Annotated in this window: 18 protein-coding genes and 1 other RNA gene; 6 read left to right on the plus strand and 13 right to left on the minus strand. The window is 62.8% G+C overall.

The window, feature by feature from the left end; all coding sequences use genetic code 11:
- Positions 1–30 precede the first annotated feature (30 nt).
- The 6 genes from rsmH to AC1D11_RS12630 form a co-directional block, all read right to left on the minus strand.
- Positions 31–948: a 16S rRNA (cytosine(1402)-N(4))-methyltransferase RsmH gene (rsmH, locus tag AC1D11_RS12605; protein ID WP_477648671.1), complete on the minus strand. Its 918-nt coding sequence runs from the start codon at positions 946–948 to the stop codon at positions 31–33.
- Positions 949–957: 9 nt separating this feature from the next.
- A complete protein-coding gene (mraZ, locus tag AC1D11_RS12610; protein WP_477648691.1) occupies positions 958–1,386 on the minus strand; it encodes a division/cell wall cluster transcriptional repressor MraZ in 429 nt (142 codons plus the stop codon).
- A gap of 485 nt (positions 1,387–1,871) precedes the next feature.
- Positions 1,872–3,719: an STAS domain-containing protein gene (locus AC1D11_RS12615; RefSeq protein WP_477648670.1), complete on the minus strand. Its 1,848-nt coding sequence runs from the start codon at positions 3,717–3,719 to the stop codon at positions 1,872–1,874.
- 39 nt (positions 3,720–3,758) lie between these two features.
- Complete coding sequence (gene dksA / locus AC1D11_RS12620) at positions 3,759–4,808, minus strand: RNA polymerase-binding protein DksA (RefSeq protein ID WP_477648669.1); 1,050 nt, start codon at positions 4,806–4,808, stop codon at positions 3,759–3,761.
- 341 nt (positions 4,809–5,149) lie between these two features.
- Positions 5,150–6,226: a CobW family GTP-binding protein gene (locus tag AC1D11_RS12625; RefSeq protein WP_477648668.1), complete on the minus strand. Its 1,077-nt coding sequence runs from the start codon at positions 6,224–6,226 to the stop codon at positions 5,150–5,152.
- A gap of 269 nt (positions 6,227–6,495) precedes the next feature.
- On the minus strand, positions 6,496–7,686 hold the full coding sequence (locus AC1D11_RS12630; RefSeq protein ID WP_477648667.1) for a class I SAM-dependent rRNA methyltransferase: 1,191 nt from the start codon (positions 7,684–7,686) through the stop codon (positions 6,496–6,498).
- A gap of 138 nt (positions 7,687–7,824) precedes the next feature.
- On the opposite strand from AC1D11_RS12630, the gene AC1D11_RS12635 reads away from it, so the two are divergent.
- Positions 7,825–9,654, plus strand: coding sequence for a sensor domain-containing diguanylate cyclase (locus tag AC1D11_RS12635; RefSeq protein WP_477651449.1), 1,830 nt, complete (start codon positions 7,825–7,827; stop codon positions 9,652–9,654).
- A gap of 33 nt (positions 9,655–9,687) precedes the next feature.
- Here the strand turns inward: AC1D11_RS12635 and AC1D11_RS12640 are convergent, their stop codons facing one another.
- From AC1D11_RS12640 to dapF, 3 genes are all read right to left on the minus strand, one after another.
- Positions 9,688–10,752 carry a tyrosine recombinase XerC gene (locus AC1D11_RS12640; protein WP_477648665.1) on the minus strand — a complete coding sequence of 355 codons (1,065 nt, stop codon included), beginning with the start codon at positions 10,750–10,752 and terminating at the stop codon, positions 9,688–9,690.
- 24 nt (positions 10,753–10,776) lie between these two features.
- Positions 10,777–11,472, minus strand: a complete 696-nt coding sequence (locus tag AC1D11_RS12645; protein WP_477648664.1) for a DUF484 family protein — start codon at positions 11,470–11,472, stop codon at positions 10,777–10,779.
- 81 nt (positions 11,473–11,553) lie between these two features.
- Positions 11,554–12,441 carry a diaminopimelate epimerase gene (dapF, locus tag AC1D11_RS12650; protein WP_477648663.1) on the minus strand — a complete coding sequence of 296 codons (888 nt, stop codon included), beginning with the start codon at positions 12,439–12,441 and terminating at the stop codon, positions 11,554–11,556.
- Between the two features lie 182 nt (positions 12,442–12,623).
- Between dapF and AC1D11_RS12655 the strand changes: the two genes are divergently transcribed.
- Together AC1D11_RS12655 and AC1D11_RS12660 are read left to right on the plus strand one after the other, a co-directional pair.
- On the plus strand, positions 12,624–14,270 hold the full coding sequence (locus AC1D11_RS12655; RefSeq protein ID WP_477648662.1) for an MBL fold metallo-hydrolase: 1,647 nt from the start codon (positions 12,624–12,626) through the stop codon (positions 14,268–14,270).
- 266 nt (positions 14,271–14,536) lie between these two features.
- On the plus strand, positions 14,537–15,424 hold the full coding sequence (locus AC1D11_RS12660) for a basic amino acid ABC transporter substrate-binding protein (RefSeq protein WP_477648661.1): 888 nt from the start codon (positions 14,537–14,539) through the stop codon (positions 15,422–15,424).
- Positions 15,425–15,496: 72 nt separating this feature from the next.
- Here AC1D11_RS12660 and rnpB read toward each other — a convergent pair.
- Positions 15,497–15,836: RNase P RNA component class A (gene rnpB / locus AC1D11_RS12665), an RNA gene on the minus strand.
- Positions 15,837–15,900: 64 nt separating this feature from the next.
- Between rnpB and AC1D11_RS12670 the strand changes: the two genes are divergently transcribed.
- Genes AC1D11_RS12670 through AC1D11_RS12680 form a run of 3 tightly spaced genes read left to right on the plus strand, consistent with a single transcriptional unit; the run spans position 15,901 to position 18,909 of the window.
- A complete protein-coding gene (locus AC1D11_RS12670) occupies positions 15,901–17,571 on the plus strand; it encodes an NAD(P)/FAD-dependent oxidoreductase (protein ID WP_477648660.1) in 1,671 nt (556 codons plus the stop codon).
- Positions 17,571–18,191: a flavin reductase family protein gene (locus AC1D11_RS12675; protein ID WP_477648690.1), complete on the plus strand. Its 621-nt coding sequence runs from the start codon at positions 17,571–17,573 to the stop codon at positions 18,189–18,191. Before AC1D11_RS12670 ends, AC1D11_RS12675 begins: the two co-directional genes overlap by 1 nt.
- 43 nt (positions 18,192–18,234) lie before the next feature.
- The gene (locus AC1D11_RS12680) at positions 18,235–18,909 is read left to right on the plus strand and encodes a ProQ/FINO family protein (RefSeq protein WP_477648659.1); all 675 of its coding nucleotides are present in this window, start codon (positions 18,235–18,237) and stop codon (positions 18,907–18,909) included.
- A gap of 33 nt (positions 18,910–18,942) precedes the next feature.
- Here AC1D11_RS12680 and lepB read toward each other — a convergent pair whose 3' ends face one another.
- The 3 genes from lepB to AC1D11_RS12695 form a co-directional block, all read right to left on the minus strand.
- Entirely contained in the window at positions 18,943–19,623 is a 681-nt protein-coding gene (gene lepB / locus AC1D11_RS12685) for a signal peptidase I (RefSeq protein ID WP_477648658.1), read from the minus strand.
- Positions 19,624–19,689: 66 nt separating this feature from the next.
- Complete coding sequence (gene htpX, locus AC1D11_RS12690) at positions 19,690–20,565, minus strand: protease HtpX (protein WP_477651241.1); 876 nt, start codon at positions 20,563–20,565, stop codon at positions 19,690–19,692.
- Between the two features lie 96 nt (positions 20,566–20,661).
- Positions 20,662–21,402 carry a DUF3025 domain-containing protein gene (locus AC1D11_RS12695; protein ID WP_477648689.1) on the minus strand — a complete coding sequence of 247 codons (741 nt, stop codon included), beginning with the start codon at positions 21,400–21,402 and terminating at the stop codon, positions 20,662–20,664.
- Positions 21,403–21,422 lie beyond the last annotated feature (20 nt).

The following is a 21,422-nucleotide window of genomic DNA, read 5'->3' on the forward strand; positions in this document are numbered from 1 at the left end:
CCACGTTTGTCGCTTCGCGTACTACGGGGTTCATGCCGTCACCTCGGTGCGCTCAGCCACGCGCATCACGGCGCTGCGCGAGCGTGGGTTGCCGTCGACCTCTTCTGCGCTGGGCTTGGTGCGGCCAAGCGCCTTGAGCTGCATGGCCTTGGGTTCGGCGAAAGGCGCGCGACGGTCGAACACCTCGCGCGAATGTGCGGCGATGAACTGCTTGACGATGCGGTCTTCGAGCGAATGAAAACTGATCACCACCAGACGGCCTCCCGGTTGGAGAACTTTCAGCGACGCAGCTAGCGCCTGTTGCAGCTCTTCAAGCTCGGCGTTGATGAAAATCCGAAGAGCCTGAAATGTGCGCGTTGCAGGGTCCTTGCCCGGCTCGCGGGTTTTGACCGCGCCAGCCACGACTTCGGCCAGCTCAGCGGTGGTTCGAAGAGGGCCCCGTTCCTGTCGGCGACGATCAATCGCCTTTGCAATCTGTTGAGCAAACCGTTCTTCGCCATATTCACGAATCACCTCCGCCATGGTTTCTATGGATGCATCCAACAGCCACTCGGCCACGCTCTGGCCACGCGTGGTGTCCATGCGCATGTCCAAAGGCCCCTCTTGCCGAAAAGAAAAACCGCGCACCGGGTTGTCGATCTGCGGTGAACTCACACCCAGATCCATCAGCACGCCAGCCGCGCTGGCGACGGGCAACTGACCCAAATGCATGAAACCCTCGTGACGGATGGAAAACCGCGGGTCGGTGATGGTGTGCGCCTCGGCAATGGCGTCGAGATCCTTGTCGAAGGCGGTAAGCCGTCCTTGGGGTGAGAGCTGCGACAGCAACAACCGCGAATGCCCGCCGCGCCCGAAGGTCGCGTCGACGTAGTGGCCGTCCGGGTTGACAAGAAGCGCCGCTATGGCTTCGTTCAACAAGACGGTGCGGTGTGTCCATGTGCCGTTCACCGTCTTCTTTCAGAACGAAAAGTCTCTGAAGACATCGGGCATCTCGCCCTTCATTTGCTCGGCCTCCTGGGCTGCATAGGTGGCGGCGTCCCAAAGCTCAAAATAACCACCCATGCCCAGCAGCACCGTATCTTTGCTGATGCCGGCAGCCACGCGCAATTCGGGCGACACCAGCACACGGCCGGTGGCGTCCATGTCGACGTCCATCGCGTTGCCGAGGAAGATGCGCTTCCACCATTGCGCCTGCATCGGCAACGAAGCGATGCGGTCACGGAATTTTTCCCACTCGTTGCGGGGAAAAATCATGAGACACCCGTGCGGATGTTTGGTGATGGTGAGTTGGCCGGAAGCGGTGGCGCTCAGCACGTCACGATGCCTGGTAGGCACGGAGAGCCTACCCTTGGTATCGAGAACTAACGATGAAGCGCCTTGAAACACTGCTACAAATCCTTGAAAAACACTTTTCACCACTAAATTGCACTTTTCCCCACTTTAGCAGGAAACCATTTGCAAACAAGGGATTTGAAACAAATTTTTTCAATGAAATCAAGGACTTAGGAGTATCTTCGGATCTAGCGCCTATATTAAAAAGTGTTCTAAATTAAGCACTTAGGCGGCGCACTGAAAGTATTGCTTTAAGCGCCGGCAACTGAGCGCCCGTCAAAACGGGAAAAGTGGGACTATTTCCATCCATTCGAACGCTCAGCGACCTGTTTTTACACAGTGCAAGCATGGCATGGCTATAAAAAATATAGCAGGTAACGGCCCCCACATAACAAGAATGGGCGTGACCGCAGGAATGGCGTGTTTTTTGAAGGATACGGTGCAGAAAGTACAGGGGAAGACCTGGCGGGCCAATCCCGGCATAGACGCCGAATGGCATGACAACACTACCCAAATCGGCCAGTAGAAAGGCCGCGAGGTCAGTCGATGCGGACGGTGACCCTTGCGTGCTCAGTGATGCCGATCACATTGAAGAACGCTGCAACGAGGCGGTTGACTTCCGTGAATTGCACTGACCGGTTTTCTTCTTCGCGGGCTGACACCCAGTTCAGCAGCGTTCCCGCGGCCGAAAAATCCACGCGAATGAGCTTGGCACAGGAGATCAGCATCATGTCTGCGCCCATAAGCTTGACTTCCAGTTTGTCCAGCACCGCTATCGCATCACCCTGGATCTGGCCTGACAGTTCGACCGACAGCACATTGCTCATCTGTGAACTCGGTGCATCCATTTGGGTGTCTCCATCAATGGCGCTCAGACTGGAGGACACGGAATCACGGTACACGTCGCCAATGATGGCCGACCCATCCGTGACGCCGCCCTGCGCATCGATCGGTTTGTATTCGCAACGTGCACTGTCCCAGGCTGGCGGGGAGACCTCGTAGGTGACGCAAAAGTCGAGTGCGGCCAATTCAAAGTCGTCGGGGCGATGCGTTACACGCAGCGCCTCCATGCGCAAAAGCCACCATTGCTGGGCGGTATCGCGGCTGCCTGAAGGGGTGGCGTTCTGCAGCACCTTCTGCAACTGCGTATCACCCATGAAACGCAGCTGAACAGGCTGGGTCGCCCACCCGCTGAAGACTTTGTACAAAGGCTCGACAGCATCAGGCTCGATGGTTTTGAGGTTGTTCCAGTTCAGGCGCCATGGCATGGGCGCCTTGGCGGTGGCCGCCTTGAGGGCTGCCACGGTCTGTATACCCAATACAGAGGGACAGACCCAATCAACAGCGGGGCCATTGGCATTGGTGGCAGCCTTGCCCGGCGCAGGAACGCTGAGCATTTTCACCATGTCAGGCATGGAGAACCACTGCGGTGCCGAACGGTCAAACCGCTCGACAAACTGGATGGCTGCCGTTTCAAACTTATCCTGCTGGGCCGTGGCCCGGTACAGGTCAAACAAGGTCAGCCAGGTATCCGGGTGGCCCGCGCGTACGGCGCCGGGCGCAAGAATTTCCAGCAGGCCGGCTTCGGCACCCGCATCGTCGCCATTGGCAAACCGGATAGCGGCCTCCTCCAGCTCTGCGTCATGGGCAACCACTTCCTCCACGTCCACCGCAGTGAGCTTGGAAGGAGAAAAGCCGGATGAACCGCCGCCGCTATCGTAACTGCCGCCGATACCCGCCAGGCCGCCAATGGCAGGAGGTTTGGCAGGAGGTTGGGGAGGAGGCGCAGACCGGGCTGCAGCCAGCGCAACAGACAGGGAATCGGGCTGGGTCTGGGAGGGCTCGTGAGCGGCTTCCCGGGCCGCCTGCTGCTCGGCTGCCAACCTGGCGGCGTTCAACTGCTGCAAACCTGCCGGCGCCGTGGCCCTGTATGCGGTGGGCAATGCATTGTCCAGCATGGGGGGCGCCTGAGTGGAAGGGCTTTGCAAGGGCGCGTGCACCGAGTTGTCCGGCATGCCGCCATTCTTGGTTTTCCACCACTGCATGGACATCTGCGCTTCGATCTCGTCGATCTTCTTGAGCGTGGTGGCCCTGTCGTCGGGCTTGGAAGGCATGCTGCTCTGGAAGAAGGAGGGCCGGCCACCGGGGTCCTGGCCCACACCCACCATGGCTTCACGCTTGCGCATCTTGCGCAGCATGTCGAATTCGCGCTTGCGCACGAAGTCGTTTTGCCGCTTGCGCTCAATCATTTCCTTGAGCAATTGCTTGCTCATGGCTTCGTCGCGGTCTGTTTGCGCGCCGTCCAGATCCGACCAGTTCGTGGCCGGATTCCGGACGAACTTCACCATCTTGGAGAGCAAGCCTGAAGCGGTATCTTCTTTGGACATGGCAGGACGATTAAATAAACTTCAACCGGTAATCTGGGATCAATCGCCAAACATCTTCTGTTTGAGTTCCCGGCGTTGCTGCGCTTCCAGGGACAAATTGGCCGTGGGGCGGGCGATCAGCCTGCCTACTCCGATGGGTTCGCCGGTTTCATCGCAATAACCGTAGTCGCCGGAGTCGATGCGGGCAATCGACTGTTCGATCTTCTTGAGCAGCTTGCGTTCCCGGTCACGGGTGCGCAATTCAAGGGCGTGTTCTTCTTCAATCGTAGCGCGGTCCGCCGGGTCGGGCACCACAACGGTGTCTTCCCGCAGATGCTCGGTGGTTTCACCGGCGCTGTTGTGGATGTCCTGCTTGAGCACCGACAGCTTGTGGCGAAAGAAAGCCAGCTGCTTTTCGTTCATGTACTCGGAGTCCGGCATCGCCTTGACTTCGTCGTCGGTCAGTTGCTCGGCGGATTTGGTCTTCCAGTTGTTGGCGAGCTTGGGGTCTTTTTTGGCCGCCGCCTGGGGTGGCGGCGCGATCACGCGTTCGGTCATTGTGGAGTAACTGGCTTTGGCTGCGTCAGGCGCATGGGTTGGCACCATGGGTGCGGGAGGGGGTGACTGGGTGGCTACGCGGGCGGAGCTGCGCCTGCCGGGTTTCAGTGGAGGCGGGGCTATCAGCCCGGCCCTGACCGGTGCCGGGGCGGGTACCACCACGGCGGCGGGGGCCGGCTTGGTGCTGCCTGCAGGTTTTACGGCCGGTTTTGCAACGGGCTTGGCAGCTGATTTTGCAACAGGCTTTGCCGCAGGTTTTGGGGGAGATTTGAGCACGGGCTTGACGGGTTTGGCGACGGCCTTTGCTTTGGGCAAGGGCTTGGCAGCGGTTTTCTTGACAGCTGCGGTGGCAGGCTTTTTCGTGGAAGCAGCCTTGACAGCCGGCTTGGCGGCTTTTTTGGCAACGGGTTTGGGTGCCGGCTTGGCTTTGACAACAGGTTTGGCCGCTTTCTTCACAGCTTTGGCGGCGGGCTTTGGCGCCGGCTTGGCTTTCGATGCGGGCTTGGCGGCCGGTTTGGCAGGTGTCTTGGTCTTTTTTGCTTGGGCGTTCACAATGTGTCTCCTCTGGGAAGCAGCCCCGGAATGGCCCATGGCCCCCCGCGGCGGCTTCCTGGCCAAACCGCTACAGCGCAGTTCAACCCTACCTGTTGCCAGATTTCCTGGTTTGTCTGCCGCCTGCCAGCCTCGAAAACCACAACTGGGTGGGTTTCAATCCGCTTTGTAGCCGATTTTGTGCCTGGCTGGCCTCCCGAATTGATTTTCCGGGTATTTTGGTCGGCGCGCGATTGTAGCGGCTGCGCAGCCTGCCGTAGCACCCTTGGAACAAATCGTTGGAGAATCGAGACAAACATGGAGCCCTCCGCCTTTTACAGGCCACAGGCGGACAGCCTACCTCAAACCAGGCATTGCTCCAGGCCCTGCAGAAAAATATCTTTGGGCAAATCGATGCCGATGAAGACCATCTTGCTGTTTTTCTTCTCGCCCTCGGCCCAGGCGGGTCCAAGGTCGCTGCCCATGAGCTGGTGCACTCCCTGGAAAATCACCTTGCGGTCGGTGCCTTCCATATTCAGCACGCCCTTGTAGCGCAACATGCGCGGGCCGTAAATGTTGACGACCGCACCCAGGAAGTCCTCCAGCTTGGCGGGGCTGAAGGGCTTGTCGGACCGGAACACAAAGCTCTTGACGTCATCGTCGTGGTGGTGATGGTGGCCATGGCCCTCATGCCCGTCTTTGGCGTCGTGGGCATGTGAGGGGTGATCACAGTGCTCCCCGTGCTCATGGTCATGATCGTGGTCATGCCCGGCATGGTCATCCTCCTTGAGGAAGTCGGGGTCGATGTCCAGCTTGGCATTGAGGTTGAAGCCGCGCAGGTCAAACACGTCCTTGATGGCAACTTCCCCGAAATGCACCGCTTTCTGGGGCGCGCGCGGATTCATGTGCTTCAGGCGGTGCATCAGCGCGTCCACTTCGTCCTTGGCCACCAGGTCCGTTTTGCTGATGAATATCTGGTCGGCAAACCCGACCTGGCGGCGCGCCTCCTGGCGGTCGTTGAGCTGGATCGCGGCATGTTTGGCGTCGACCAGGGTCAGGATCGAGTCGAGCAGGTACTGCTCGGCAATTTCCTCGTCCATGAAAAACGTCTGCGCCACCGGCCCCGGGTCGGCCAGCCCGGTGGTTTCAATGACCACGCGCTCAAAGTCCAGCAGGCCCTTGCGCTTTTTGGCGGCCAGCAACTGCAGTGTTTCGCGCAGGTCTTCGCGGATCGAGCAGCAGATGCAGCCGTTGTTCATCTGGATGATGTTTTCTTCGGTGTCATTGACCAGGATTTCGTTGTCGATGTTTTCTTCACCGAACTCGTTCTCGATAACAGCGATTTTCTGGCCGTGCGCCTCGGTCAGCACGCGCTTGAGCAGCGTGGTTTTGCCGGAGCCCAGGAAGCCGGTGAGGATGGTGACGGGGATCAAGCTCATGGTGTTACCTAAAAACAGGAATTGCAGGGGTAGCGCGAAGGGCGAAGCAGGTCGCAGCCACACAGGTGGGGGAGTTTAGCGGCGGGTTCAAGCCGGCCGCGCCGCCGGACTGAATACCACCTTGGCCAGCAGTTACTTTACAGGTTGTGTCAAGCAGAGGGGCCCAAAACCCAGCGCAGGCCGGTAATTTCCGCCCCGTATTTGCTATCTTTTTAGTAGCTTCTTGCGCCCGTCTTTATTGGCCTGCAGCCACTATTTATACAAAAAAATCAACCACCCACCCGTTTCACCAGCACGAGCCCCTTCAGGTACTCGCCTTCCGGGAAGGCCACCGTCATGGGATGGTCGGGTGCGCCGCCCATGCGCTCGGAAATGAAAGCGTCCACCCCTGCATCGATGCCGGCCGAGGCCACGATCTTGTGGAACAGATCGGCGCTGACCCCACCCGAACACGAGTAGGTAAACAGCACGCCGCCGGGCGCCAGAATCGACAACGCCAGCCGGTTGATGTCCTTGTAGGCACGGGCGGCACGCTCGGCATGCGTCACCGTGGGCGCGAATTTGGGCGGGTCCAGCACGATGGCGTCGAACATCCGGCCTTCCTTCTGGTACTGGCGCAGCGAGGCATTGACATCGGCATCCAGCAAGGTAGTGCGGCTGGCGTCAAAGCCGTTCAGTGCCACATTGGCCCGGGCCCGCTCGATCGCCGGGCCGGACGAATCGATGGACGTGACGTGCCCGGCACCGCCGGCCAGCGCGGCCACGGTGAAGCCGCCGGTATAGCAATAACAGTTGAGCACCTGGCCGAACTGCAGGCGGCGCGTGTAGGCGGCAAACTTCTGCCGGCTGTCGCGCTGGTCCAGGTAAAAGCCGGTTTTGTGGCCTTCGGCCACGTCCAGGCTGAGCTTCCAGTCGTGTTCAATGATGGTGATGCCGGTTTCGCCCGAGCCGGCCAGCCAGCCGGTCACTTCGGGCAAACCTTCCAGGGCCCGCGAACTCGCATCGGAGCGCTCATAAAGGCGCGTGAGGCCGGTTTGGGCCAGCAGGGCTTCGACAATCACGCTTTTCCATTTTTCCGCGCCGCAGCTGGAAAACTGCGCCACCAGCGTGTCTGCATAGCGGTCCACCACCAGGCCGGGCAGGCCGTCGGATTCGCCGTGAATGAGCCGCCGCCCGTCGCTCTGGATGTCAAACAGCTCCCGTGCCTTCAGGGCCTGGGCGATGCGCGCTGAAAAGAAGGCCGCGTCGATGCGCTGGGCTTCGTCAAAGCTCCAGACCCGGGCCCGGATCCTGGAGGCCGGGCTGAACGCCGCCCAGCCCAAAAATTCGCCGGCATGGCTTTCCACCCGCACAGTCTCGCCCGCGTCACCGCCCCCCTTGGCGATGGCGCCGTCAAAAATCCAGGGATGGCGCCGCAGCAATGAGCGCTCCTTGCCGTCCCGCAGTCGAATTATTTTCATGGCGCTATTGTCGCGGCTGATGGTATCGCCCCCTCCTGAGCACCGGACGTCCACCCGGGCAAATGACCCGACTGACAGCGATTTGACAGCTCGGTGTAATTTTCGTGAAAGTTTTGCGACAATCGCAGGTTAATGTTTTTGACCTCATTTTCGCGGCGATGGAAGAAACACGGGCCGCTGGCAAGCCCGGCGATTCGCACGCCCATTGCGGCCCGTGCCCTGTTGCTGGGGCTGGTTATCAGCCTGTTCATGGGCTCGCTGCTGGCGCTGACCAGCCTGGATGCACGGTCGCGCACCATACTGGATCTGGACACCCAGACAGAACCTGTCGCACTGCAGGACTGGGGCGACTACTGGATAGACACGACCGGCCAGTTCACTCCCGAGCAGGTTGCCGCCACCCCCGACCTCCCCTGGAAGCCAACACACGGCAATGCGATCTACCCGGTGACCAGCGGTCAGGCCATGTGGGTGCGCTTTAACGTGCCACCGGCGCCGGACGCAGAGCGCTGGTACCTTGAGGTTCCGTACCCGTCCATCGACCGGGCTTCGCTGTATACCCTGGACGGTGTCGGCCGCTGGAACGAGCAGCGCGCCGGCGACCTGGTGGCGGTAGACAAATGGCCGGTGCCGCACCGCCATCCCCTGCTACCCATCGCGCTGTCGGCCGAGGTACCCACCCATTACCTTTTGCGCCTGGAGAACGGCCATGCGTTCAGCGCGCCGCTGCAGTTCATCAGCGAAGGGCACCTGAGCCACTCAGAACAACGTGTTTCCCTGATCCTGGGCATCTTCTTCGGGCTGACGGGGCTGGCGGCGCTGATCTCGGCGCTGGGCGCCATTTCACTGCGCGACACCGCGTACGGTTACTACGCCCTCTGCGTGACCTTGATGGGCCTGACACAGGCGACCGTCACCGGCATCGCGGGCTTGCACCTGTGGCCGGCGTGGCCGGGGTGGAGCGACATTTCGACATCCGTGCTGCCCATGCTGGCGGTGTCGGCCACCCTGCTGTTCATTTCCGCGGTGGTGGCCCTGCCCGAACGCTCATTGCGCCTGCATTGGCTGATGGTGGGCCAGGCCGCGCTGGGCGTGCTGGCGGCTGTGGTGCTGGCGCTGGTGCCCTCTGCATCGCGCATGGGGCTGTTCATCCCCATCGTGCTGCTGCTGGAATTCAGCAGCGTGCTGGTCATGGGCTGGGCCTGGCGCCGCGGCGACCGGTTTGCGCCCTGGCTGATACTGGCGTATGTGCCGGTGCTGGCCGCCGCCGGATGGACCATGGCCCGCAATGCCGAACTGGTGCCCATCGGTTTTCTGACGCAGCACGGCATGCAGCTGGGCGTGGCGCTGCATTTGCCCATCGCCATGCTGGTATTGATGCTGCGCAGCCAGCACCGGCGCGAAAACATCCGCCGCATCCAGGGCCTGGACCGGGTAGACCCGGCCACCGGCCTGATCAACGGCCACGTGTTTGCCGAGCGCCTGATCCGCATGATTGCGCGTTCCGAACGGCTGCGCCACCAAAGCGCGGTGATGATCATCGACCTGGTCAACTCCGAGCAGATCCAGCGCGACTTCGGGCGCAAGGCCGCCGAAGAATTGCCGCTGCACGTGGCTGAGCGCCTTTTGTCCACCGCACGCGAGATCGACAGCGCCGCGCGGCTGTCGGAGCGGCGCTTCGGCATGCTGGTCGAAGGCCCCTTCAATGCCGAAGACGCCGGCACGCTCGGGCCGCGCATCGTGGCGCGCTGCCTCATGCCCTACAAAGGCCTGCACGTGGACTGCGTCGCACAGGTGCATGTCGCGTACGCCCTGGTGCCCTACCAGGGCTCCAACGCCCAGGGCCTGCTGACCCAGCTTGAAGAGCGCCTGGCCGCTGCCCCGGCCGACAGCAAGCGGGCCGTATTCATGCTCGGGGACGTGCCGCCGGCACGTCCGGCAAGGCGCGACCGCCCCAGTCCGGCCTGAGCACCGCCTGGGCACCAAGTGCTGGTGCCATGCTCAGGCTTTGTCTTTAGCGTCTTTGTCCGCCTTCACCAGGCTTCCTGGCGACGCCGGCGCGCCCGCGCCGGCCTTTCCGGCTTTCGACAGGGCCCGCGGGTGCGCCGCGTCATACACCTTGGCCAGGTGCTGGAAATCCAGCCGGGTATAGACCTGCGTGGTCGTGATGTTGGCATGGCCCAGCAGCTCCTGAACCGCACGCAAATCACCGCTGGACTGCAGCACATGGCTGGCAAAGGAGTGGCGCAGCATGTGCGGGTGCACCGGCGTGGCCAGCCCCGCTTTGAGCGAGCGCTGCTTCAGCCGCACCCGTATGTGCTGTGGCGTCAGGCGGGTGCCGCGCTGGTTGATAAAAAGCGCATGGTCTTCACGCGCCCAGCCGGCCCGCGCGGCAAGCCACTGCTGCAGCGATTGCAGCGCAGCCCGGCCGACCGGCACGCTGCGCCTTTTGGACCCCTTGCCCAGCACATAAGCTTCGGCCGCATCCGTGTCGATCCAGCCGCGCGCGTGCGCACTGGCCTTCACATCCAGGCCCACCAGCTCGCCGATACGCAGGCCGCAGCCGTACAGCAGTTCGGTGATGCATTGGTCGCGCAGCTCCAGCAGCGGGTCGCCATCGGCGGCGTCGGCCTGGTAGCCCGCCAGCTGCACGGCCTCATCCACGCTCAATGCCTTGGGCAAGGGCTTGGCGGCTTTGGGCGCCCGCACGTCCTGCACGGGGTTGCCGCTGATCAGGCCTTCGCGGCCCAGCCAGGTGTAAAAGCCGCGCCAGCCTGAGAGGATCAGAGCAATGCCCCGGCCGCTGCGCCCCGCACCATGCATTTGCGCCACCCAGCGCCGCATGTGAACGTTTTGTACCGCCACAAGCGCCACCCTGGCCTGGTGCGCATTGGCTTCAAGCTTTTGCAGGTCGAGCGCGTAGAGCTCCACGGTGCGCTGGGCCAGGCGCTTTTCCACCCGCACATGCTCCAGGTAACGCTCGACCAGCGGATCGGAAGGCGGCGGCACCGGCTGCCCACTGCCGGATTCAGAAGCGGAAGGCGGCGTTTGTGGTGTTTGCGTCATGGCCGTGGTGCATGGCCCCGGTGCCTATTCGGTCGTGACCGGCTGGGGCCGCAACCGCGTCAGCGCCGCGCCGGCCAGCTCACCCAGGCGCTCCAGGAAATCCGTGCCCATGCCGCTGTGAAAGCGTTCCGGGTCGGGCGAGGCCAGCACGAGCAGGCCCGAGACTTCCGCGCCCGCTGCGGCGCGCAGCGGTATCAGCGCGATCGACAACGCCACTGCGGGCTCGGGCAGCCAGTTGACCGCTTCGAAGCCCGAATTGACGCCGCAGTAGGGTGCGCTCAATGACGATGCAAAGGTTTTGGCGTCCTCGCTCACATCGGTCGCAAAGCTTTCATCCGAAAAAATCCCGTTCACGTCCCAGACCTTGATGGCGGCCTGCGGGATCAGGAATTCGCCGGTGATGCCCTCGACGATGGCGCCCGGCAGGTCGCGCGCCTGGGTCGCCTGCAGCAGCTTGCGTGTCCAGCGCTGCATCTTGTCGGCAATGGCCACGTTGTCCTGCCCGTGGCGGATCATGTCGACCATCCGGGTTTCGAGCCCCTTGATCTTTTCGCGCAGCATCAAGGCCTGGCGTTCCTGCAGGCTGACGGCACGGTTGCCATGTCCGCTGGACAGTTGCACCGAAGCCAGCAGTTCGGCGTGGCGCTCGAAGAAGTCGGGCGTGTTGGCCAGGAAGTTGGCGATGTCGTCTTCGGTGATGGGGTGTTCGGTTGGATTCATGCAGGCATTGTCCTCAGTTTTGTGGCGGGCGCAAAGGCGCAGGGTGCCCGCGTTACATCCGCTTTCGTCGAAAGGCGGTTTTCAAATCCCGTCAGGGATTTCGATTTCGGACTCGAATACAGTCGTAGCCGGGCCGGTCATCATGACAGGCGCATCCAGTTGGCCCGGCCATTCAATGGTGAGCTGTCCGCCCCGCGTCATCACATCGACCCGCGCATCCAGCAGGCCCCAGCGTATGCCCGCCACCACTGCCGCGCAGGCGCCCGTGCCGCAGGCCAGCGTCTCGCCCGCGCCGCGCTCAAAGACCCGCAGGCGGATCTGGCTGCGCGAGACCACCTGCATGAAGCCGGCGTTCACACGGCGCGGAAAACGCACGTGGTTTTCAATCAGCGGACCGGTTTGCAGCACCGGCGCAGCGTCCACGTCGTCCACCAGTTGCACCGCATGCGGGTTGCCCATCGACAAGGCCGCTATCAAAAGAGGAGCTGCTTGCGCCCGTCCATCAAGCGCTAGCGGCCATTTTTGCCATGAGCCCTGGACCACGGGCGTGAGGCCCGACGCATCAAAAGGAATCCGTACGGGGTCAAACACCGGTGCACCCATGTCGACCGTGACACGCCCATCGGCCTGCATGCGCGGCTCGATGATGCCGCTCAGGGTCTTGACCCTCACGACGTCCTTTGTCGTCAGCCCCTTCTCGCGCACAAAGCGCACAAAGCAGCGCGCCCCGTTGCCGCACTGCTCAACTTCGCCGCCGTCGGCGTTGTGGATCACGTACTCGAAGTCGATGCCCTCCCCCGCATTCGCAGGCGGCGGCCGCACCGAGAGAATCTGGTCGGCGCCCACGCCGAAGTGGCGGTCGGCCAGGAAACGGTATTGCGCGGTGGAAAGGCCCAGCGGGGCGCGGGTTTCGTCGAGCATGACAAAGTCATTGCCCGCGCCCTGCATTTTGGTGAATCGGATTCGCATGGGGGAATTATCTGCGGTGCGAAGCCGGCGCTTAAAGAGGTGAATCGGCCATTTCGCACCCACCGGCCGTTGTTTTGAAGGAATTCGGGGCAATACGCTTGGTTTGCCCTGGCATTGCAGAGCAGAAAACCCTCCAAAGCCCGCCGGCAACGCCCGCGCAGCCCCGAAGCCATAATTTGCGGATGCCACGTCCTTCCCAACTGCTCCATCCTTCGCGCGAACCCGCGCCTGTACGCCCGGCGGCCACCGTGCTGTTGCTGCGCGACACCCCGCACGGCATCGAAGTCCTGATGACACGGCGCTCCATGACCGCCAGTTTTGCGCCGGGGGCCTATGTTTTCCCCGGCGGCGGCATCGACCCGGCCGATGCCCTGGCGCAGGCACAGTCCACGCGGCGGGCCACGCAAAGCGACTTGCACCTGACACAGGCCATCGCGGCCATCCGCGAAAGTTTTGAGGAACTCGGCGTGCTGCTGGCACGCCATGCCGACGGCAGTTATGCCACGACCGCCGACATCGCTTCGCTGGACCGCAAGGCGCCCTTTGCCGCGCAATGCCGGGAGCGCGGCTTGACGCTGGCGGGCGACGAGGTGTTTGTGCTGGCGCACTGGGTCACCGACCGCGACCTGCCGCGGCGTTTTGACGTGCCCTTCCTGGTCGCGCGCATGCCCGAGGGCCAGAGCCCGGTGGCCGACGAGGCAGAGCAGTTTGAGCCGGTCTGGGTGCGGCCGGCCGAGGCGCTGGCGCGGCACGCGGCGGGAGGATTTTTCATCATCTTCCCCACCATACGCACGCTGGAAAGGCTGCAGCACTACCCCGACGTGGCCTCGGTGCTGGCGGCCTGCGCGTCCGAAGTCCCGCTCTGGACCTCCTGCCCGCGTGCCGGGCTGCTGGCCGGCAGGGAGGCACGCTATATGGAACACGAAGCGCCCTATGGTGAGCTGGCGCTGACCTGCCCGGACGGGCAGATCGTGCACGCACTCGACTGGCAGACATCACAGCCCGTGGCGCTGCTCCACAACGTGATGCGCCTGACGGCGCCCAACCCCGGCGTGATGACCGGGCCGGGCACCAACAGCTACCTGGTCGGCGACCCAGGCAGCGGCTACATCGCCATCGACCCCGGCCCGGCCGATCACGAGCACCTGCAACGCCTCTGGCGGGCGGCCGGCGGCGACATCCGCATGATTGTGTGCACCCACTCGCACCCCGACCATTCACCCGGCGCCAAACCGCTGCAGGCCATGTGCAGCGTTGCGCCGCCGATTCTGGGCCTGCCCTCGGCACCCACGGCGCGCGCCGCCAGCGCCTTCTCGCCAGACCGGTCGCTATCAAATCAGGAGCTGCTCGCGCTCGCCAGCAAAGGGCTGGAAGGAGAAATTACCCATACCCTGAAGGTGCTGCACACACCCGGCCATGCCGCCAACCATGTGTGCCTGGTGCTGGTAGAAGACGGCCTGCTGTTCAGCGGCGACCACATCCTCAACGGCAGCACCACGGTCATTGACCCGCCCGACGGCGACATGAGTGCCTACCTGGATTCACTGGATGCGCTGAGCGCCGCCTGCGATGAACACCAGATCGGCTTCATTGCCCCGGCGCATGGTTACGTACTGGCGGACGCAAAGAATGCGATTGCCCGGCTCAAGGCGCATCGCCTGCAGCGCGAAGCCAAGATCATGCGCGTGATGCAGGCCCACCCGGAAGGCACGATCGACGACTGGGTCGCAGGCGCCTACGACGACGTGGACCCGCGTATCTGGCCGGTGGCCAAACGCTCGCTGCTGGCGCATGTGGACCGCGTGCGTGAGCTGGGCCTTGTCCATTAACGATTTCTGCACACGCGCCGGGCATCGCTATTGATTTGCAGCCCACCACTGAGTACCCGCACTACTGTGGCGTGAAAGTTGCTAAACCTTGGACCGTACGTAAGGGTATATACCGGCGTCAAGGCCATGAACAGTCACCAAGGCTACTGAAAGGGGCTGTTTGACCCAGGGCCGCGGTTTATACTTTTTGTTCGTATGCCGGAGGCCGTGCCTGACCGCATGGCTTGACGGGCATCACCATCATTTCAACCTTTTTGAGGGACTTCATGTCTTCCTACTCCATCTCAACGCGACGTTTCCTGCAAACCGCCGGCACCCTGGTCGCCGGTATCGTTCTGGCCGCCTGCAGCAAGACCGAGCCGCCGGCACCCGCAGCCAGCGCACCCGCTCCTGCCGCCTCGGCACCCGCACCCGCAGCCAAGGTGTACGTCGTCGGCACGGACGCCGCGTATGTACCTTTTGAATCCCAGAACGACAAAGGCGAGATCGTCGGTTTCGACATCGAAGTCGTCAAGGCCGTGGCACAGAAGGCCGGCATCGAAGTCAAGTTCCTGAACACGCCATGGGAAGGCATCTTTAACTCCCTGAACCAGGGCGACCGCGACCTGCTGGTCTCGGCCATCACGATCACGGCCGAGCGCAAGCAGACCATGGATTTTTCGTCCCCTTACTTTGACGCGCAGCAACTGATCGCCGTGAAGAAGGATTCGAAGATCGCCAAGTTCAATGACCTCAAGAAACTCAAGGTTGGCGTTCAGAACGGCACGACGGGTGACGAAGTCATCACCAAGCTGCAAGGCAAGGACAGCGCCAACATCAAGCGCTTTGAGGCAACACCACTGGCACTGAAAGAGCTGGAAGCCGGCGGCGTGGACGCCGTGGTCGCCGACAACGGCGTGGTGGAACACTACGTCAACAACAACACCGGCTCGAAGTTCAAGACCATCGCCGACGCCAGCTTTGCACCCGAGCAATACGGCCTGGCCGTGAAAAAGGGCAACGCCGAGCTGCTCGCAAAACTGAACAAGGGCCTGGCAGATATCAAGGCCGACGGCACCTACGACAAGATTTTCGCCCAGTACTTCGGTAAGGCGCCAGCCGCGGCTGCAGGCACCGCACCGGCACCGGCTGCCGCCGCGTCTCCCGCCAAATAAGGCAGTGCACGCAGGGCCGGCAAGGCCCAAAGACAAAGCCCCGTTCATCACTGAACGGGGCTTTTTTTATAAGTGTGAAGCCCGCCGATAAGCCGGATTCTGTGCACCGGGCCCCTTGGAGAAAGCCCGGCGTGACCGCCATTAATCTGGGCCGGGGGTCGCCCCCGCGGCTCAATGCTACCTACCCGCCAGCTCTGCGGAACCACATCAACGCTGGCCTACTTGGTATTGCTGCGCGTAGAGATTGCCCGTTTCACCCGGCCCGGGGTTGCCCCAGGGCCGACTCGTCTCTGTTGCTCTGATCCTCACCTCACGGTGGAGAGGTGTTACCTCCTACGCTGTCCTGTGCAGTCCGGACGTTCCTCCAGTGCCTGGTTTCCCAGATTGCACCAGCGGCGGTCTGGCGTGCTTCACGGGGCCCATTATCCGCCAGGCCTTTAAAATGCGGGTTGCTTGATCAACACGAGCCCCTTTTCATGATTCGCCTGACCGAACTCAAGCTTCCGCTGGACCACGCGGAAAGCGCCCTGCCCGCCCTGGTGGCCCAGACACTGGGCGTTGCCGCAGCCGCCCTGCAGAACGTCCACATCCACAAGCGCAGCTTTGACGCCCGCAAGGCAGAGCTGCTCAAGGTCTACATCGTCGATGTCACGCTGGCCGATGCAGCCCAGGAAGGCGCGCTGCTGGCGAAATTTTCCGGCAACCCGCACATCTTTCCCACGCCCGACATGGCCTACCGCACCGTAGGCCAGGCGCCTGCGGCCCTTCCGCTGCGACCGGTCGTCGTCGGCTTCGGCCCCTGCGGCATGTTCGCAGCCTTGCTGCTGGCGCAGATGGGCTTCAAGCCCATCGTGCTGGAGCGCGGCAAGACGGTGCGCCAGCGCACCCGCGACACCTGGGGCCTGTGGCGCAAGAACGTGCTCAACCCGGAATCGAACGTGCAGTTCGGCGAAGGCGGCGCCGGCACTTTTTCCGACGGCAAACTCTACAGCCAGATCAAGGACCCGCGCCACCTGGGCCGCAAGGTGATGAACGAATTCGTGAAAGCCGGCGCGCCCGCCGACATCCTGTTCGAAGCGCATCCGCACATCGGCACCTTCAAGCTGGTGAAGGTGGTCGAGAACATGCGCGCGCAGATCGTCGCCCTGGGCGGCGAGATCCGCTTCGAGCAGCGCGTGACCGACGTGCTCATCGAGGACGGCCCGCAAGGCAAACAGCTGCGCGGCCTCACGGTGCTGGACCAGGCCACGGGCCAGAGCCACGAGATGCGTGCCGACCAGGTGGTGATGGCGCTGGGCCACAGCTCGCGCGACACCTTTGCCATGCTGTATGCGCGCGGTGTGTACATCGAAGCAAAACCGTTTTCCATCGGCTTTCGGGTCGAGCATCCGCAGGGCATCATCGACCGTGCGCGCTGGGGCCGCCATGCTGGCCACCCCTCACTGGGCGCGGCGGAATACAAGCTGGTGCACCACGCCAGCAACGGCCGCTCGGTCTACAGTTTTTGCATGTGCCCGGGCGGCACGGTGGTAGCCGCCACCTCGGAGCCCGGTCGCGTGGTGACCAACGGCATGAGCCAGTATTCACGCAACGAGCGCAACGCCAATGCCGGCATCGTGGTGGGCATAGACCCGCGCGACTACCCCGGTTTCGAGGCGGGCGACGCGCTGGCCGGTATCGCGCTGCAGCGCCAGCTTGAATCGCACGCGTTTGTGCTGGGCGGCAGCAATTACCAGGCGCCGGCGCAGCTGGTGGGCGACTTCGTGGCGGGCCGCCCCTCGACCGCGCTGGGCAGCATCACTCCGTCCTACAAGCCGGGCGTGACCATCGGCGACCTGTCGTCTGCCCTGCCTGCGTATGCGATCGAGGCCATGCGCGAAGCCTTTCCAGTATTCGGCAAAAAGATCAAGGGCTTTGACACCCACGATGCGGTGTTGACCGGCGTGGAAACGCGCACTTCCTCACCGATCCGCATCAGCCGTGGGGAAGACCTGCAAAGTGTTAACGTGCGCGGCCTCTACCCGGCCGGCGAAGGCGCCAGCTACGCCGGCGGCATTTTGTCGGCCGGCGTGGATGGCATCAAGGTTGCGGAGGCCCTGGCGCGCAGCGTGCTGCAGGATACCGAACAACAGCGGATGGCCGCGTGATGGGCCAGGACTTTCACTACTACGAGCCCGCCAAAGGCCATGGCCTGCCGCACGATCCCTTCAACGCCATGGTGGGGCCACGCCCCATTGGCTGGATTTCGTCGCAGGACGCGAAGGGGCAGCTCAACCTGGCGCCCTACAGTTTTTTCAATGCCTTCAACTACACGCCGCCCATCATCGGTTTCGCCAGCATTGGCGCCAAAGACAGCCTGCACAACATCCGCGAGACCGGCGAGTTCGGCTGGAACCTGGCGACGCGGCCGCTGGCCGAGGCCATGAACCGCTCCTGCGCGATGGTGCCGCCCGAGGTCAACGAGTTCGAACTGGCCGGCCTCACGCCCGCGGCCTCGCAACGCATTGCCGTGCCGCGCGTACAGGAAAGCCCGGTTTCTTTTGAGTGCAAGTTGACCCAAATCCTGCAGCTGCAAGGCGCCAATGGCGTGCCGGTGTCCACGTGGCTGGTCCTGGGCGAAGTCGTCGGCGTGTACATTGCAAGGCATCTGCTCAAAGACGGCATTTACGACACGGCGGCTGCCGAGCCGATTCTTCGCGGCGGTGGCCCGGCCGATTATTTCGCCGTCACCCCCGACAACCTCTTTCGCATGTTCAGGCCCCGCTGAGCTTTATGAACACCCCGCCACACCCTCTTTTTTACCCACACACATGACCGAAACCACCACACCCTCCCCGCGCGCCAAACGCCCCCGCCCTCCGCAGCGCCCGGCCAGCCCGCAGCAGCAGCGCCCACGCGAAGTCCATCCCGTGCTGGAAAAGCTGTTCGAGCTCTACCCAAAAATGTTCGGCGCACAGTTCCTGCCGCTCAAGCTGGGCGCTTTCCAGGACTTGCTTGCGGAAAACCCCGAAGCTTTCAAGCGCGACGAACTGAAAGTGGCGCTGGGCCTGCATGCCCGTTCCACGCGTTACCTCGAATGCGTGGCGGCCGGCCACCCGCGCCACAACCTGCAGGGCGAGCCCGTCGAGCCTGTAGCGCCCGAGCATGTGCACCACGCGATCATGGAGGTGTTCCGGCGGCGCCAGGCGCGTTCAAAGGAAGACCTGCGTCCCACAGTGCGTATGCGCCTCATCGAGGCCATTGAAGCATCCGGCTTGAGCCGCGAAGAGTACGCAGAACGCACCCGCACGCAGGATGAGGTGTCGAACACCTTGCTGGACGAGGCTTTTGCGGAGATGGCGGTGCAAACCGCCAAACGTGAGGCACTGATGCGTGCCTTTGAGGCCAGCGGGAAAACGGCGGCAGAATTTGCCGAGATGTACGGCCTGGACCCGTCGGAAGTAGCACAAGCCATGGAGCGGGTACAGCGAAGCCGCCAGGCCTGAGACTCCCCGCTGCAGCCTCAGTCGATCAGCAGATCAATAGAGCGAGCGGCCAAAACGCTCAAATCGGGGTTGCCACTTCTCCAGGATGTCCGCCGACACCAGGATCCGTTCCGCACGCCCGATCAGCAGGTTGCGCGGCACCAGCCCGATGTAGCGCGAATCTGCGCTGTTGTCGCGGTTGTCACCCAGCATCAGGTACTGGTCGGGCGGAATCGTCATGGGGCCCCAGTTGTCCCTGGCCGCCACACCGGTGAGCCACTGGATCTGGTGCTGCCCGGCGGGGGTGCCCGCAGGCGCCGTTTCCCTGACATGGGTTGCCAGCAGGACACCTGCCGGGCCGACCGGCTCCAGCACGCTGTCAAGCGGCTCATAACGCGCGGCCTGCCCGTTGATCACAAGGGCCTTGGCCTTCATTTCCACCACGTCACCCGGCAGCGCCACCAGGCGTTTGATCAGGCGCACACCATCGACTGGGGATGAAAAAGTGACAATGTCGCCGCGCTTCGGATCGGCGGTTTGCGCCAGCACGGTGTCCGTCAGCGGAACCTTGACGTTGTAGGCCAGGCGGTTGACGAAGACGACGTCGCCTTCAAGCAGGTTGGGCCGCATGGAGCCCGAGGGAATGGGGTTCCAGTCCGCGATCGCGGTGCGAAACAAGCCAAACAACAACAGTAACACCAGAAAACTGCGGTTCTGCCTGATCCAGTCTTTCATGCCTGCACTCCTGTGAAGAAAACGTGAAGAAAAAAGGGCGCCCTGTGCGGGGCGCCCTTTGATATTTCAAGCCTGGCTGTTCTGCAATGCTGCGATGCGCTCTTCTATCGGTGGGTGCGTGGCAAACAGCTTGCCGATGCTGCCGGTGATGCCCATGGCTTCCACGGCCTTGGGCAATTCGCCGGGCTGCATGCCGCCCAGGCGGGCCAGCGCGTTCATCATGGGCTGGCGGCGGCCCATCAGCTGTGCGGCGCCGGCATCGGCACGGAACTCGCGCTGGCGCGAGAACCAGGCCACGACAATGGCGGCGGCAAAACCGAGCACGATGTCCAGCACGATGGTGCTGACGTAGTAGCCGATACCGGGGCCGGAATTGCTGTCGCTGCCGCGGCGCAAAAAGCTGTCGACGGCGTAGCCGATCACACGCGAGAGGAAAACCACAAAGGTGTTCATCACGCCCTGGATCAGCGTCATGGTGACCATGTCGCCATTGGCCACGTGGGCGATCTCGTGGCCCAGCACGGCTTCGATTTCTTCCTTGGTCATGCCCTGCAGCAGGCCGGTGGACACGGCCACCAGCGACGAGTTCTTGAACGCGCCGGTGGCAAAGGCATTGGGTGCGCCTTCAAAAATGCCGACTTCGGGCATGCCGATCTGGGCCTTGTCGGCCAGCTTGCGCACGGTCTCGACGATCCAGGCCTCGTCGGCATTTTGGGGCGACTCAATCACCCGCACCCCGGCGCTCCATTTGGCGACGGGTTTGCTGATCAGCAGCGAGATAAAGGCGCCGCCGAAGCCCATGATCAGCGCAAAGCCGAGCAGCGCGGTCAGGTTCAGCCCGTTGGCCGTGAGGAAGCGGTTGACGCCAAGCAGGCTGGCGACAATGCCCAGCACCACCACAACAGCGAGGTTGGTCAGGACAAACAGAAAAATACGTTTCATGGGTTCTCCGTGGGGTCGGTGAAAAAGCCCGCCTTGCGCAGGATATGAGGGCTTGCCAGCGCAGTTCAAGCTGTGCCGCAAGCCCGTGGCTGATTTCTATCTGTTGTTTTGCAGCCGTGGCGGTCGGAATACAAGGGAGTCATCATAAAAGGAAAAGTTCTCGTTCCCGGGCCACCAGCCGGGCACGCCCAGCACCGGCAAAGGAAAAAACGGCTTGCCGGCCAGCTTGCCTGCACTCAGGTCGGCAGCAATCCAGCGGTCCAGATTCGCTATTGAATTGATAACTGGTTGCGCCCGGTACACATGGGCTGTGATCGGTTTTCGTGGATAAATCAGTTTCTCCAGCAGCGCATGGCCAAACAGCACCAGCCGGGCTTGCTGCCAGAGTGGGCGCAAACCCACAAAGAGCTGCTGCCAGTCCCGCGCCGCCAGCGCGTCCCACAAGGGTTGCGGCGCCGACAGGAAAGCAGCGTTCTCGTCAAAGAGCGTCAGCGCGTCGCGGACCGGGCCGCGCACCTGTTGCACGCCGGCCTGCGCGATTTCCGCAGCCTGCAATTGGTTGAGCTTCTTTTTTGTTTCGGGGAACTGCATCCAGCACAGGCCATTGAAGAAATCATGTGGGCCTTCGCGGGTCGGGCATTGACCTGTCCTGAAAATAAAGCTCTCGTAGGCCTCACCGGCGGGCAATGCGCTTTGGGGAACAAAGCGCACCGGGGCACGCTGCCCGGCATTCAGGGCCTCGTGCAGCGCAGTGCCCGCCGCCACGATCTGGACCACACGTTCGCCGGGCTCCTGCCAGGGTTCAAGCCAGGGCTGGTTCCATGCCAGCATCGGCATGGCCGGCGCTGGCTGCAGGG

Source organism: Polaromonas sp. P1_E11 (genome assembly GCF_056405995.1).

Excerpts from the sequence above, each read along its gene's own strand:
- AC1D11_RS12660 (WP_477648661.1), top strand. The coding sequence starts at position 14,537 with ATGTCTTCCTACTCCATCTCAACGCGACGTTTCCTGCAAACCGCCGGC.
- AC1D11_RS12670 (WP_477648660.1), top strand. The coding sequence starts at position 15,901 with ATGATTCGCCTGACCGAACTCAAGCTTCCGCTGGACCACGCGGAAAGC.
- htpX (WP_477651241.1), bottom strand. The coding sequence starts at position 20,565 with ATGAAACGTATTTTTCTGTTTGTCCTGACCAACCTCGCTGTTGTGGTG.
- AC1D11_RS12655 (WP_477648662.1), top strand. The coding sequence starts at position 12,624 with ATGCCACGTCCTTCCCAACTGCTCCATCCTTCGCGCGAACCCGCGCCT.
- AC1D11_RS12680 (WP_477648659.1), top strand. The coding sequence starts at position 18,235 with ATGACCGAAACCACCACACCCTCCCCGCGCGCCAAACGCCCCCGCCCT.
- dapF (WP_477648663.1), bottom strand. The coding sequence starts at position 12,441 with ATGCGAATCCGATTCACCAAAATGCAGGGCGCGGGCAATGACTTTGTC.
- AC1D11_RS12615 (WP_477648670.1), bottom strand. The coding sequence starts at position 3,719 with ATGTCCAAAGAAGATACCGCTTCAGGCTTGCTCTCCAAGATGGTGAAG.
- AC1D11_RS12695 (WP_477648689.1), bottom strand. The coding sequence starts at position 21,402 with ATGCCGATGCTGGCATGGAACCAGCCCTGGCTTGAACCCTGGCAGGAG.
- AC1D11_RS12640 (WP_477648665.1), bottom strand. The coding sequence starts at position 10,752 with ATGACGCAAACACCACAAACGCCGCCTTCCGCTTCTGAATCCGGCAGT.
- AC1D11_RS12645 (WP_477648664.1), bottom strand. The coding sequence starts at position 11,472 with ATGAATCCAACCGAACACCCCATCACCGAAGACGACATCGCCAACTTC.
- AC1D11_RS12675 (WP_477648690.1), top strand. The coding sequence starts at position 17,571 with ATGGGCCAGGACTTTCACTACTACGAGCCCGCCAAAGGCCATGGCCTG.
- AC1D11_RS12625 (WP_477648668.1), bottom strand. The coding sequence starts at position 6,226 with ATGAGCTTGATCCCCGTCACCATCCTCACCGGCTTCCTGGGCTCCGGC.
- AC1D11_RS12630 (WP_477648667.1), bottom strand. The coding sequence starts at position 7,686 with ATGAAAATAATTCGACTGCGGGACGGCAAGGAGCGCTCATTGCTGCGG.
- lepB (WP_477648658.1), bottom strand. The coding sequence starts at position 19,623 with ATGAAAGACTGGATCAGGCAGAACCGCAGTTTTCTGGTGTTACTGTTG.